Source organism: Actinocatenispora comari, from assembly GCF_017312725.1.
GTDB classification, from domain to species: Bacteria; Actinomycetota; Actinomycetes; order Mycobacteriales; family Micromonosporaceae; genus Actinocatenispora; species Actinocatenispora comari.
Genome location: NZ_BOPO01000028.1, coordinates 105,317 through 117,810, shown reverse-complemented (window position 1 = coordinate 117,810; position 12,494 = coordinate 105,317). Strand labels below are relative to the sequence as shown.

12 protein-coding genes and 1 pseudogene are annotated in these 12,494 nt (G+C 74.6%); 3 read left to right on the top strand and 10 right to left on the bottom strand.

What is annotated here, in order from left to right:
* The 3 genes and pseudogenes from NUM_RS10405 to NUM_RS10395 form a co-directional block, all read right to left on the bottom strand.
* Positions 1–234, bottom strand: a pseudogene (locus NUM_RS10405) (hypothetical protein); the annotation flags it as partial.
* 85 nt (positions 235–319) lie between these two features.
* Positions 320–2,176 carry an ABC transporter ATP-binding protein gene (locus tag NUM_RS10400; protein WP_207124576.1) on the bottom strand — a complete coding sequence of 619 codons (1,857 nt, stop codon included), beginning with the start codon at positions 2,174–2,176 and terminating at the stop codon, positions 320–322.
* A complete protein-coding gene (locus tag NUM_RS10395) occupies positions 2,173–4,101 on the bottom strand; it encodes an ABC transporter ATP-binding protein (RefSeq protein WP_207124575.1) in 1,929 nt (642 codons plus the stop codon). The genes NUM_RS10400 and NUM_RS10395 overlap by 4 nt, the downstream gene beginning before the upstream one ends.
* 295 nt (positions 4,102–4,396) lie before the next feature.
* Here NUM_RS10395 and NUM_RS10390 point away from each other — a divergent pair, with 295 nt between their 5' ends.
* Together NUM_RS10390 and NUM_RS10385 are read left to right on the top strand one after the other, a co-directional pair.
* Positions 4,397–5,281 (top strand): GNAT family N-acetyltransferase, encoded by an 885-nt coding sequence (locus NUM_RS10390; protein ID WP_207124574.1) that lies wholly within the window; start codon positions 4,397–4,399, stop codon positions 5,279–5,281.
* Positions 5,282–5,366: 85 nt separating this feature from the next.
* Positions 5,367–6,065: an HAD family hydrolase gene (locus NUM_RS10385; RefSeq protein ID WP_207124573.1), complete on the top strand. Its 699-nt coding sequence runs from the start codon at positions 5,367–5,369 to the stop codon at positions 6,063–6,065.
* A 65-nt stretch (positions 6,066–6,130) separates the two neighbouring features.
* On the opposite strand, the gene NUM_RS10380 is transcribed toward NUM_RS10385, so the two are convergent.
* The 4 genes from NUM_RS10380 to tsaB form a co-directional block, all read right to left on the bottom strand.
* On the bottom strand, positions 6,131–6,394 hold the full coding sequence (locus tag NUM_RS10380) for an antibiotic biosynthesis monooxygenase family protein (RefSeq protein ID WP_207124572.1): 264 nt from the start codon (positions 6,392–6,394) through the stop codon (positions 6,131–6,133).
* Between the two features lie 154 nt (positions 6,395–6,548).
* Positions 6,549–7,616 (bottom strand): tRNA (adenosine(37)-N6)-threonylcarbamoyltransferase complex transferase subunit TsaD, encoded by a 1,068-nt coding sequence (gene tsaD, locus NUM_RS10375; RefSeq protein ID WP_207124571.1) that lies wholly within the window; start codon positions 7,614–7,616, stop codon positions 6,549–6,551.
* 52 nt (positions 7,617–7,668) lie between these two features.
* Positions 7,669–8,127 carry a ribosomal protein S18-alanine N-acetyltransferase gene (gene rimI, locus NUM_RS10370; RefSeq protein WP_225918477.1) on the bottom strand — a complete coding sequence of 153 codons (459 nt, stop codon included), beginning with the start codon at positions 8,125–8,127 and terminating at the stop codon, positions 7,669–7,671.
* A 28-nt stretch (positions 8,128–8,155) separates the two neighbouring features.
* Complete coding sequence (tsaB, locus tag NUM_RS10365; RefSeq protein WP_207124569.1) at positions 8,156–8,821, bottom strand: tRNA (adenosine(37)-N6)-threonylcarbamoyltransferase complex dimerization subunit type 1 TsaB; 666 nt, start codon at positions 8,819–8,821, stop codon at positions 8,156–8,158.
* Positions 8,822–8,996: 175 nt separating this feature from the next.
* On the opposite strand from tsaB, the gene NUM_RS10360 reads away from it, so the two are divergent.
* Entirely contained in the window at positions 8,997–9,167 is a 171-nt protein-coding gene (locus tag NUM_RS10360) for an Lsr2 family DNA-binding protein (protein ID WP_207124587.1), read from the top strand.
* 2 nt (positions 9,168–9,169) lie between these two features.
* On the opposite strand, the gene tsaE is transcribed toward NUM_RS10360, so the two are convergent.
* Genes tsaE through alr form a run of 3 tightly spaced genes read right to left on the bottom strand, consistent with a single transcriptional unit; the run spans position 9,170 to position 11,864 of the window.
* Entirely contained in the window at positions 9,170–9,643 is a 474-nt protein-coding gene (tsaE, locus tag NUM_RS10355; protein ID WP_207124568.1) for a tRNA (adenosine(37)-N6)-threonylcarbamoyltransferase complex ATPase subunit type 1 TsaE, read from the bottom strand.
* Positions 9,640–10,740, bottom strand: a complete 1,101-nt coding sequence (locus tag NUM_RS10350; protein ID WP_207124567.1) for an alpha/beta fold hydrolase — start codon at positions 10,738–10,740, stop codon at positions 9,640–9,642. Before NUM_RS10350 ends, tsaE begins: the two co-directional genes overlap by 4 nt.
* Complete coding sequence (gene alr / locus NUM_RS10345) at positions 10,740–11,864, bottom strand: alanine racemase (RefSeq protein WP_207124566.1); 1,125 nt, start codon at positions 11,862–11,864, stop codon at positions 10,740–10,742. The genes NUM_RS10350 and alr overlap by 1 nt, the downstream gene beginning before the upstream one ends.
* Positions 11,865–12,494 lie beyond the last annotated feature (630 nt).

Here is a 12,494-nt window from a genome sequence, read left to right as displayed (position 1 = left end):
CCCGCGGCACCCGCCGCCCTCCCCCGAGTCGCCGGCCGCGCCCGACTCGCCGGAACCGCCCGCCGCACCCGGCTCGTCAGGCTCGCCGGGCGCGCCACGCCCGTCGGACTCCGCCGGCGGACGCGGCTCGTCGGGTTCGCCCGGCGGACGCGACTCGTCGGACTCGCCCGCGGCAGCCGGCTCGTCGGGTTCGCCCGCCGGGTGCGGCTGGTCGGATGGGGACGGATCGGCCACGATGCCTCCAGCAGGTCGGTCGACATCATCACCGATCCCCGCAACAGCACCCGAATCCGAGCGCTCCGGGCAAACGCGGTGACGGTCAGTGGCGGCCGTGCCAGGAGTCCCAGAGGGCGGCGTAGTCGCCGCCGGCGGCGACCAGGTCGGCGTGCGGGCCCAGCTCGACGATGCGGCCGTCGGCCACGACGGCGACCCGGTCCGCGTCGTGCGCGGTGTGCAGCCGGTGCGCGATCGCGATCACGGTACGGCCGGCCAGTACGGCGCCGAGCGAGCGTTCCAGGTGCCGGGCGGCGCGCGGATCGATCAGCGACGTCGCCTCGTCGAGTACCAGCGTGTGCGGGTCGGCGAGCACCAGCCGGGCGAGCGCCAACTGCTGCGCCTGCGCGGCGGACAGCTCGGTACCGCCGGAGCCGACCAGAGTGCCCAACCCGTCCGGCAGCGCGTCGGCCCAGCCGAGCGCGTCGACGGCGCGCAGCGCGGCACGTACCTCGGCCTCGGTGGCGTCCGGCCGGGGCAGCGACACGTTGTCGGCGACGGTACCGACGAACACGTGGTGTTCCTGGGTCACCAGGGCCACCTCGCGGCGCCGGCGGTCCAGCGGCAGCGAGACCAGCGGTACGCCACCGATCGTCACCGAGCCGGCCCGCGGCGGGTGGATGCCGGCGAGCAGCCGGCCCAGCGTCGACTTGCCGGCCCCGGACGGGCCGACCATCGCCAGCCGCTCGCCCGGTCGTACCGTCAGGTCGATGCCGCGCAACACATCCCGACCGTCCACATAGGAGTAATGCACCCCGGTCGCGACCAGCGCCGGCGCAACGCCGGCTCCGGCCCGCGGGTAGTCGGCGGCCGACCGGGCACCGTCGGAGTCGTCGGCCGACCGCGCCTCGGCGGAGCCGGCGGAGCCGGCGGAGTCGGCAGCCGACCGGACACCGTCGGGGTCGTCGGCCGACCGCGGCTCGGCGGAGCCGGCGGAGACGCCGAGCAGGCGGGCCAGTGAGGCGCCGCCGACCTGCAGCTCGTCCAGCCAGGACAGCAGCCGGTCGACCGGGTCGATCAGTTGCTGCACGTAGAGGGTGGCCGCGGTGACCTGGCCGAGGCTCGCCATCCCGTGCGTGTACAGCAGCCCGCCGACCAGCAGCGTGGCCACCACCGGGATCACGTAGCTGACCTCCGCGGCCGGGAACCACACCGAGCGCAGCCACAGCGTGTACCGCTCGGCCGCGAACGACCTCCCGATGTCGCCGTCGGTGCGCCGGATCCGTTGCCGGGCAAGGCGCATCGCCTCGACGGTACGGGCACCCTCGACGGTCTCGGCGAGCCCCTCGTTGACGTCCGAGTACGCCGCGTTCTCGCGCAGGTAGCCGGCGGTCGCGCGGCGCAGGTACCAGCGGGTGGACGCCCACAGGATCGGCACCGCGATCAGGCAGGGCAGCGCGACGAGCGGGCCGACCAGCGCCAGCGCGCCGAGTGTGAGCACGGTCGTGACCAGCGCGATCAGCGTCTCCGGCACCGCGAACCGGACCGTGCGGGCGAGCGCGTCGACGTCCCGGGAGGTACGGGTCAGCAGGTCGCCGGTGCCGGCCCGCTCCACTGTGGACAGTGGCAGGGCCAGCACCCGGCGGACGAACTCCTCGCGCAGCTCGGCCAGCACCCGCTCGCCGAGCCGGAACGAGACCAGCCGGGCGAAGCGGGTCAGCACCGACTGGCCGATCACGAAGGCCGCGATCGCCAGCGCCACCTTGTCCACGGTGACCCGGGTGGTTCCGTCCTGTACCGCCTGGACCAGGTTGCCGAGCAACCGCGGTGCGCCGAGCCCGGCGATCGCCGCCAGCGCGTGCAGCACCAGCGCGGTCGCCAGCGCCTTCGGGTGCCGCCGGGCGAGTGTCCGCGCGTACCGCCGGACCTGGGCCGGCGTCGCCACCGGCAACTGCACGGTCATTCCGTCACCTCCGCCGCACGCCGCGGTTCCGCCGGCAACGTCGGATCGCCGGCCACTGCCCCGATCCGTTCCTCGGCCGCCGTCCCGGACCGGCCCGCGCCGGCCCCCGCGGCACCCGGTCGCCGACCGGCCGCCCCAACCCCGACCCCGGCATCGGCATCGGCATCGGCATCGGCATCGGCATCGGCGACAGGGTCCGCCGCGGCCCCGGGGCGGTCGTCGTCCTCGCCGCGCAGCACCACCGCGCGATACGCCGGGTCGGCCAGCAGCTCGGCGTGGCTGCCGGCGGCGGCGAGCACGCCGTCGGACACGAACAGCACGGTGTCGGCCCGATCGGCGAGCAGCGGGCTCTCGGTCAGCACCACCGTCGTCCGGCCGGTACGGAACTCGGCCAGCCGGGCGGCGATCCGCGCCTCGGTGTGCGCGTCGACCGCGGAGGTCGGCTCGACCAGGATCAGCACGTCCGGGTCGGCGAGCAGCGCCCGCGCCAGTACCAGCCGCTGCTGCTGGCCACCGGACACCGACCGGCCACGTTCCTCGATCGCGGTGTCCAGCCCGTCCGGCAGGCCGGCCAGGATGTCGGCACCGGACGCGGCGCCCAGCGCGGCCAGGATCCGCTCGTCGCCCAGCGCGCCGGACGGGTCCAGCTCGGCCCGCAGCGGGCCGGCGAACAGCCGGGACCCGGTGTCGGACACCAGGATCCGGCGGCGCACCTCGGCGGTCGGCAACCGGTCCAGCGGTACCCCACGGAACAGCACCGAACCGGCCGTGTACCGGCCGAGCCGGTCGGCGAGCCGCGCGGCGGACGGCTGCCCGGACACCACCAGTACGGTGAGCGAGCCGGCGGCGATCCGCACCCCGGAGGCGGCGTCGGCCAGCTCCACCTCGCCCGGCTCGTCCGGTACCGGGTCGGGGGTCTCGGGCTCGGGCAGCTCCGGCTCGATGTCGAGAATGCGCACCACCCGGCGGGCCGCGACCAGTCCGCGGGTCAGGTTGTCGGCCGCCTCGGTGAGCGTGCTCAGCGGCTGCACCAGGAACGCCGCGTACCCGTAGAACGCGACGAGCTGGCCCGGGCTGATCACGCCGGTGAGCGCGAACCGGGCGCCGAGCCAGGTGACGAGCACGACGAAGACGCCGGGCAGCAGGATCTGGGTGGCGTCCAGGGTCGACTCGACCCCGGCGACCCGGTAGCCGGCCGCCCGTACCCGCTGCGACCGGGTCGCGTAGCGCCGGGCGAAGACCTCCTCGCCGCCGACGCCGCGCAGCACCCGCAGGCCGTGCACGATGTCGTTGGCGTACGTGGTGAGGTCGCCGGCGAGTTCCCGCTGCGCCTGCTGGCGGCGGTGCAGCGGCTTGAGCATCGGCCCGATCGCGAGCACCAGCACCGGCACCCCGATCAGCACCAGCAGCCCGAGCGGTACCGAGGTGGCGAGCAGGATGATCGCCACGGTGACGAACGAGACGACCGAGCCGGCGAGCCGGCCGGAGATGTCCAGCGCGTTGCCGAGCTGCGCGATGTCGGTCGCGCCGACGGTGACCACCTCACCCGTCGCCACCCGCTTCGGCAGCGTCGCGCCGAGCCGTACCGAGTGCCGGGTCACCACCTGCACGGTCCGGTAGGCGGCGGTCAGGAAGTTGGACACCGCGAGCCGGTGCCGCATCACACCGGCGGCGGCCTGCACCACGCCGAGGCCGAACAGCACCGTGGCCCAGTCGAGCAGCGCGCGGGTGTCGCGGTGGCCGAGGCCGGCGTCGATGGCCTGGCCGATCGCGGCCGGCATCAGCGCCTGGGCAAGCATCCAGGCGATGCCGAAGCACATCGCGACGAGGATCGTGCCGGCCTGCTTGCGCACCAGCCAGCGCAGGTACGCGGCCGGTGAGCGGTGTACCGGAATGCCGGGATCGGCGAGGGGCAGTCGACGCACGACCCTCGACGCTACGGCCGCACCGACCGCCTCCGCGACCGAGTTTCCCGAGGTACCCGGCCCGGCCCGAGGCCGGCGCCGAGCCGCCACCCGAGCCGTCGACGGTGCGGGTGGGGTGCACGTACCGTCATCATCGGTGCCGGCGAGAGACACGCACCGTCATCGACGGCGGTGCTCGGGCCGCAGGCGCCGCGCCCCGGCGGATCCGCCGTTCGGTCGAATCGGTGCGCCGTGCGACACAGTTCGGCGATTTGCGTACCGCGCGCCGGGGCACCGGCACATAGGGTGCCGTTTCGTGGATACGGGGTTCACCCGGCGCCGGTTGACCGACCGGGAGGCCGGCACGGTGCTGGCGTCGCTGCGCGCCTGGGAACCGTCGGCCGGCTGCGGGTGGCAGTTGCAGGCCGGTGACCTCGGCTGGGCGCTGCGGTTCGAGCCGGCGATCCGGGACGAGCAGATCCGGGTCTGGTGGGACGCGACCGGGCGTCCGGCCGCGGTGATCCTGTGCGACCAGCCGGGCAGCGCCCGGTGCGCCGTCAACCCCGCGTACCTGCACGACTCGACGCTGGCCGACGCAGTGCTCGCCGACCTGTCCCGCCGGCTGGACCGTGCCGGTGGCGGCCCTTGGATCGACCCGCCGCCCGGCCCCGGCGCGCTGACCCGCGCGCTGCTCGCCGCCGGGTACGAACCGGACCCGGACATCTGGCTGCACCTGTGGCGGCCACTGCCCGGCACTGCGGCCGAACGCCCGGCCGAGCCGACGGTACGGGCGTTCCGGGCCGCCGACGCGCCGCAACGGGTGGCGGTGCAGCACGCCGCGTTCCCCGGCTCGTCCCTGACGCCCGAGCGGTACCGGCGGCTGCGCGCGGTGCCCGACTACCGCGCCGAGCTCGACCTGGTCGGCGCCGTGGACGACCGGATCACCGCGTTCTGCCTGGCCTGGCTCGGCCCGCCGGGCGGCACCGCGCTGCTCGAACCGGCCGGTACGCATCCGGAGCACCGCCGCCGCGGTCACGCCAGCGCGGTGATCGCCGAGGCGTTCCGCCGGCTCGCCCGGCTCGGCGCCACCGGCGTCGCTGTCCTCACGCCGGTCTCCAACCGCCCCGCGGTCGCCCTGTACCGCGCGCTCGGCTTCACCGCCGTGGCCGAACGCCGCTCCTACTGGCCCGCGCCGGCCTGACAGCTCGTCGGCAACCGCGACCCGGACGGCCCTGTCGCCGGCCCTGGCCCGGACGAGTCGCGGCCGGCCACGGTAGCGTGCGGGCGTGACGCGCGCGATTCTGTTCGACCTGTTCGGCACGCTGGTGCCCGGCGACACCACGGTGCAGCGGGACGAGGTGTCCCGGCGGATCTCCGCGGTGCTCGGCGTCGATCCGGAGCGGTTCGCCGCCGAGGTACGGGCCAGCCGCAAGGACCGGTTCACCGGCCACCTCGGCGACCTGGCCGAGACGATGCGTACCCTCGCCGAGCGGGTCGGTGGCCGACCCACCGCCGCCGCGGTCGACAGCGCGGTCCGGCAGCGGCTCGCCCTGGCCCGGCGCCAGCTGCACCCGGCCCCGGGCGTGCTGGATGCGCTGGATGCCTTGCGCGCCAAGGGTTGGCGCCTCGCGCTGGTGACCAACTGCAGCGCCGAGGTGCCGCTGCTGTGGCGGGAGACCGAGTTCGTCGACCGGTTCGAACTGGCGGTGTTCTCCAGCACGCTCGGCCACGCCAAGCCGGACCCGCGCGCCTACCTGGCCGCCGTGGTGGCGCTGAACCTGCCGCCGACCTCCTGCGCGTTCGTCGGCGACGGCGCGAGCGGCGAGCTGCCCGGGGCGACGGCGCTGGGGCTGCCGACGGTACTGGCCGACACCGCGATCGCCGACCCCTGGGCGGACACCGCCGGCTGGACCGGCCCCCGGGTCGAAAGCCTCGCCGAGCTGCCCACGCTGCTCGACCACCTGGTACCGGACGAGGACCGCTGACGCCGCACCGAGGCGTCCCGGGCCCGCGGGCCCGTCCGAACGGAGGTCAGCGCGGTCGGCCGAGGTCAGGCGCCGTCGCGGTCGACCGGGACGAAGTCCCAGGAGTGCGGCGGCCGGGGCACCAGCCGCGCCGGCGGCTCGGCGATCTCCGCCGGCAGGTCGCGCCAGCGGGAGAGCACCACGATCCGCTCGTCGCCGGACCGGAACACCTCGGTACCCAGGTGACCCGGCGCCACCGCGAGCGCCGGCACGACCGCCTCGTACACCCAGTCGAGCAGTTCGGCGAACTCGGCCGGGTGCGCCTTCGCCTCCCACATCCGGACGATCATCTAGACGTCCTGACAGGATGGCTGTCGAGGCTCAGGGCAGGGCTGCCCGGGCGGAGGTGCGAGTGCACACCGGTGTCGTGTGCGCTCGTGCCGACAACGCCGGCAGCGTCGTCCTGGGTCCGACAGGCGCCGACGGTCCATCCTGTCATGACCTCTAGGCTCCGATCCGGTTCGCCAGCGACACCGTGGTCACCGGAAGCGACGAGTCGGCCGGGATGTCCAGTGTGGACGGTGGCACCGCGGCGGCGACGAGATGCGACCCCAGCGCGGCGACCATCGCCCCGTTGTCGGTGCACAGCTTCGGCCTCGGCACCCGGACCCGGATCCCGTACCGCTCGGCGCGTTCGGTGGCCATCGCCCGCAGCCGCGAGTTCGCCGCCACCCCGCCGCCGATCAGCAGCGTGTCGATCCCGTTGCTGCGGCAGGCGTCGATCGCCTTGCGGGACAGCACGTCACAGACCGCCTCCTGGAAGGAGGCGGCGACGTCGTCGACCGGTACCGGCTCGCCGGAGCGTTCCCGCGCCTCCACCCAGCGGGCCACCGCGGTCTTGAGCCCGGAGAAGGAGAAGTCGAACCGGTGCCGCTGCAGGTCGCGGGGCGAGGTGAGACCGCGCGGGAAGTCGATCGCGACCGGGTCGCCGTCGCGGGCGGCCTTGTCGATCGGCGGGCCGCCCGGGAACGGCAGCCCGAGCAGCCGGGCCACCTTGTCGAACGCCTCGCCGGCCGCGTCGTCGATGGTCGCGCCGAGCGGCTCGACCCGGCCGGCCAGGTCCTCCACCATCAGCAGCGAGGAGTGCCCGCCGGACACCAGCATCGCGATCGCCGGCTCGGGCAGCGGGCCGTGCTCCAGGGTGTCCACCGCGACGTGCGCGGACAGGTGGTTCACCCCGTACAGCGGCTTGTTCGCGGCCAGCGCGTACGCCTTCGCCGCGGCGACGCCGACCAGCAGCGCGCCGGCCAGCCCCGGGCCCGCGGTGACCGCGACGGCGTCCACGTCGGACAGTCGTACCCCGGCGGTGTCGAGCGCCTCGCGCATGGTGCCGGCCATCGCCGCCAGGTGCGCCCGGCTGGCCACCTCCGGCACCACCCCGCCGTACCTGGCGTGCTCGGACATGCTGGAAGCGACCGCATCGGCGAGCAGCGTGGTACCGCGCACCACGCCGATCCCGGTCTCGTCGCACGACGTCTCGATGCCCAGCACCAACGGCTCGTCGACGCTCATCGCCGTCCCCCCTTCGCCGGCGCGGCTCCGCGACGCGATGCCGACGGTTCGCTCACTCACGGCCCGAACCCTCTCTTCTCATCACCAACGCATCGGTGTTGCTCGGCTGGTAGTAGCCGCGGCGCCGACCGACCTCGACGAACCCGTACCGGCGGTACAGCGCCAGGGCCGGGTCGTTGTCGACCGCGACCTCCAGCAGCACGTGCGTCGCGCCGCGCCGGTCGGCCTCGGCGAGCAGGTCGTCGAGCAGGGCCCGGCCGACTCCGGCGCGCTGCCGGTCCCGGCGTACCGCGATGTTCTGGATCCACGCCTCGTCCGGCCCGGTGGCGGCGAGCCCGGCATAGCCGACGATGCCGGTGGCGTCGCGGGCGATCCGGTAGTAGTGGCCGGCGGCGAGCTCGCTCCAGAACATCGCCGCGCTCCACCGCTCCGGGCCGAACAGGTCATCCTCGATCGGCAGCAGGTCGCGGATGTGCCACCAGCGCAACCGCTCGATCTGCGGCTCGGTCACGGCTCCCGACCCACCCGGTCGCACCGGCTCACCGGGTCGAGACCGGTTTGGGCGCGGCGGCCGGCGTCACGTCCGGCCGGCGCAGGTACCGCGGCACCAGCGTCTCGGTCGGCGCACCGGCCCGGATCCGGTCGGCGGCCAGCGCGACCAGCGCGGTACCGACCGGGTAGCGCGGCTCGTCGGCCACCGGCACGCCGAGCACCTCCGCGTACTTCGCCGCACCGTCACCGACCGCCCGGTCGACGGCCAGCCCGGCGGCGACCTCGGCCGGCTTGGCCACCGCCGGCTCGGTCTGCCGGACCCCGTCGAGGTAGCTCGCCCAGTAGATCTCCTTGCGGCGCGCGTCCGTGGCGACCAGCACCCGGCCCGGGCCGGCGACGGCACCGAGCGCGTCCAGCGTGCACACGTCGTAGGTGGGGATCGCCAGGGTCTGGCCGAGCGCGGTCGCGGTCACCAGCCCCACCCGCAGGCCGGTGAACGGCCCCGGGCCGGTACCGGCGACCACGGCGGACAGGTCGGCGGGTGCGTGCCCGGTCGCGGTCAGCACCGTCTCGATCGCCGGCGCGAGCCGCTCGCCGTGCGCCTGCCCGGCCACGGTCACCTCGGTGGCCAACTCCCGTACGCCGTCGTCGGTCACCTCGGCGAACACCGCGGTCACCGCCGCCGTCGCCGTGTCAACACCCAGTACCAGCACCCGTCCATCCTCTCTCGCCGGCTTTCCCGCCCCGCACCTGGGCGGCAGCGGCGCCGGAGGCCGGCCGACGCGGTACCCGGCCGGTGCAGGGGCCTGGGCAGAACCTCTAAGCTGATCGGGCCAGAAAACCACAGAGCGGCATCAACCGACGCATCGGTCGCAGGAACGAGGATTCATGACGGAGGAACCCCCGCCGATCCGGCAATGGTTGCGAGACAACGGTTACGACATCGACGAACGGCGGCGCATCCCGGCGGAGGCCGTCGCCGCGTATCACGCGCAGTTCCCGCCGGTCGACGACCTGACCGGGGACGCCGACTGCGACAAGCCGCCGGCAGGGGCCTGAGCTCAGAAGCTCGCCAGGCGGTCCGGCCAGTCGCCGGCGTGCGGGAGCAGGGTGACCGTACGGGTGTCGTCGTCGCGGCGGTCGATGCGCACCTCCAGGTGCGCGTCCGCGAGCTGCTCGACCAGCCCCTGACCCCACTCCACCACCGTCACCGACTCCTCGGTACTGGCGTCCAGGTCCAGGTCGTCGACCTCCAGCGCGCCACCCAGCCGGTACGCGTCGACGTGCACCAGCGGCAGCCTGCCGCCACGGGCCGGGTCCGGCGGGTGCACCCGGGAGATCACGAACGTGGGGCTGGTGACGTCGCCGCGCACCCCCAGGCCGACGCCGATGCCCTGGGTCAGCGCGGTCTTGCCGGCGCCGAGCGGCCCCACCAGCACGACCAGGTCGCCGGCGCGCAGCAGCCGGGCCAGCCGCTCGCCGAACCGCCGCGTGTCGTCCACAGTGGACAGTTCATGGTGGACGGTGTCGATCACGTGGTACTCCTCTTCTTCGCTGCTGCCACCAGCAGCACGCGCAGCGGTTCGGTGACCGCGTCCGGATACTCCAGCAGCGCCATGTGGCCCGCGTCCGGCAACACCAGCAGCGTCGCGTTCGGCAGCAGCCGGGTGATCTCCTGCGCGTGCGACAGCGGCGTGAACACGTCCTTGTCGCCGGCGATCACCAGGACCCTGGTCTGCCGCAAGGCTTCCAGCGCGCGGTAGCGGCGGTGCTCGTACAGCGTCTTGACGTAGCCGGCGATCGACTCGACCGAGGTACGCGCGTTCATCCGCTCCACGTACTTCACCACCGCCGGGCTCGGCGTCGCGCCGGCGAACCCGTACCGCCGGGTCAGCAGGTACGCGATGTCGCCGGCGGCGCCGCGGGCCCGGTCGATGATGCCCGGGGTCAGCTTCGCCGCGTTCGCCAGCGCCGGCAGCAGGCTCGCCCGCGGCAGCAATTTGGGCAGCCCCAACGGAACCCCGGCCAGCTCGCCGGCCGAGGTGGAGACGAACGCGACCGCGCGCACCCGGCCGCCCGCCTCGAACAGCTCCGGGTGCCGCTCGGCCAGCGCCATGATGGTCATGCCGCCCATCGAGTGCCCGACCAGCGCCAGCGGACCGTCCGGCGCCACCTCCTCGATCACCCGCCACAGCGCGCCGCCGAGCGCGTCGATCGAGTACTCGCCGGCCGGCAGCCGGCCGGACCGCCCGTGCCCCGGCTGGTCGTACGCGACGATCCGCAGCCGCGGCGAGGTCAGCTCGGTCAACGCCCGGCGCTGGAAGTGGAACGTGCCGGAATCCAGCGCGTACCCGTGCACGAACACCACGGTCAGCGCCGGCGCACCGCGCCCCGACGGCTCCACCACCTCGACGTGCAGGTCGACACCCTCGTCGGTGGTGACGACCAGCTCCGCGTCCGCCGGCAGCGCGTCGAACGGCTCGTCCGCGTACGGGTCGACCGGGGCCGGCGCGCGATCGCGCCGGGTCAGCAGCGCCCGCACCGCGAGCCCGCCGGCGACGCCGGCCGCCGCGGCACCCACGGCCGCGCCCACCAGCCCGGCGGTACGGGCCCTGCTGCGTCGCTCCGCCATTACGCCGCGCCGCCGACGTACCGCCGCACCGCGCGCGAGATGCCCAGCCGGCACACCACCTCGTAGCTGATCGTGCCGACCACGTCGGCCCAGTCGTCCGCGGTCGGTTCGCCGCCGTCGCCCGGCCCGAACAGCACCGCGACGTCGCCGTCGGCCACCGGGTCGTCACCGACGTCCACCACGAACTGGTCCATGCAGACCCGCCCGGCGATGCCGCGGCGCGCGCCGGCGAGCCACACCTGCCCGGCGTTGCTGGCCGCCCGGAACACCCCGTCCGCGTACCCGAGCGGGACCACCGCGAGGTTGCTCGGCCGCTCGGTGCGGTAGGTGTGCCCGTACGAGACGCCGGCGCCGGCCGGCACCCGCTTGCTGATCAACACCCGGGCCCGGACCGTCATCGCCGGTCGCAGCGCCGCCGCGCTCGGCCAGCCGCGTACCGGCGACAGGCCGTAGCAGGCGATGCCGGGCCGGACCAGGTCGAAGTGGGTGTCCGGCCTGGTCAGCAGGCCGGCCGAGTTGGCCAGGTGGCGGTGCGTCGGCCGCAGCCCGGCACGCTCGGCGACACCCAGGGCATCGTGGTAGGCGGCCAGCTGCCGGTCGACGCTCGGATGCCCCGGCTCGTCCGCGCAGGCCAGGTGGCTCCACACGCCGACCACCTGCACCTCGCCGTCCGCCTGCGCCTTCGCCGCGGCGGTGACCAGCTCGGGCCAGCCGTCCGCGGTCGAACCGCCCCGCGACAGGCCGGTGTCGATCTTGAGGTGTACCCGCGCCGGCCGGCCCGCCGCACGCCCCGCCGCGGCGGCGGCCGCCACCCCACCGAGCGTCGCGCAGGACAGGTCGACGTCGCGCCGCACCGCCGCATCCACCGGGGTACCGGGTGCGATCAGCCAGGCCAGCACCGGCGCCGTGATCCCCGCGTCGCGCAGCTGGTACGCCTCGGTCAGGGTCGCCACCCCGAGCCAACTCGCCCCGCCGCGCAGTGCCGCGCGGGCCGCCGGGACGGCGCCGTGCCCGTACCCGTCGGCCTTCACCACGGCCATCACCTCGGCCGAGGTGAGGCCGGCAAGATGGGAGACGTTGCTGGTGATCGCGTCGAGATCGATCACCGCCTCGGCCTGCTGCATCCTCCCAGTCTCCCATCCACCTGCGTACGCCGAGTTGGACGACTCACCTCTCTGCGCTGAGGTGCCCCCGAAGCGCCCGTGTCCCGCTGGTGTTCGCTCTTGTTGCTGGTGGGGTGCGGCCACCTCGGTCGCGGGCGTTCGCTTCCGCTGGTGGTGTAAAGGCCACCTCTGTCCGCTGAGGTGCGCCCCAAGCGGCGGTGCAAAGGCCACCTCTGTTCGTCGCTTTGACCCCTTGTGCCTGTCGAAGAAGAACGGGGCACGGCCCGGCCTACCCATCACGGCACTGTGCGCTTCGACCCGTGTCGTGCACTGCACGCGGCGGGGGTTGTCGTGGCGGGCTGGGCGTTGATCGGCATGCCGCACCGGGCCCCGTAGTTCCGAAGCGAGCCAGGCGGCGTCCTGCCTGAACACCGATTCCCGGGCAGGGGATGTCAAGGGGGCGACTGCCCCCTTGATGGGGAGGGGTGTGGGGAGGGGCGAAGCCCGCTCCCCACGTTCCCCCACAAGGGGTCAAAACAGCGAACAGAGGTGGCCTTTACCCCACCACCACCCATCGACCTCACCCCGAGACAGCAAACGGGGAGAGAGGCGTCTGGTTCCTCTCTCCCCGTTCGAGCCGGCACCCGGGCC